At 63.8% G+C, this 279-nt stretch carries 1 pseudogene; it reads right to left on the bottom strand.

Annotated features, from left to right (window positions below):
- Positions 1-279 (bottom strand): annotated as a pseudogene (locus EN804_RS36875) (response regulator); the annotation flags it as partial.

Below are 279 nucleotides of genomic sequence, written 5' to 3'. Positions count from 1 at the left end.
CCAGCACATCGACATCCGTATCGGCAATATGCCTGAGCGTCATGCGCAAGCGCTCCATGGCGGGTGTCTGCCCGATCAGCGGCAGGTCGTCCTCCGCCTGCCCGGCTGCCCGGCGAAGCGCGCGATTTTCCAGCACGAGGCGGCGCTTTTCGAGGGCTCTGCGGGCGCTTTCCACCATCCGTTCGGCGGGAAACGGCTTGGCTATGAAGTCATAGGCGCCGTTGTGGAGCGCATCGACGGCCATGGGTACATCACCATGGCCGGTAATGAGGATGACAG

The sequence above is a fragment of the Mesorhizobium sp. M8A.F.Ca.ET.161.01.1.1 genome, from assembly GCF_004792105.1.
Taxonomy (GTDB): domain Bacteria; phylum Pseudomonadota; class Alphaproteobacteria; order Rhizobiales; family Rhizobiaceae; genus Mesorhizobium.
This window is presented reverse-complemented; position numbering and strand designations above follow the sequence as displayed.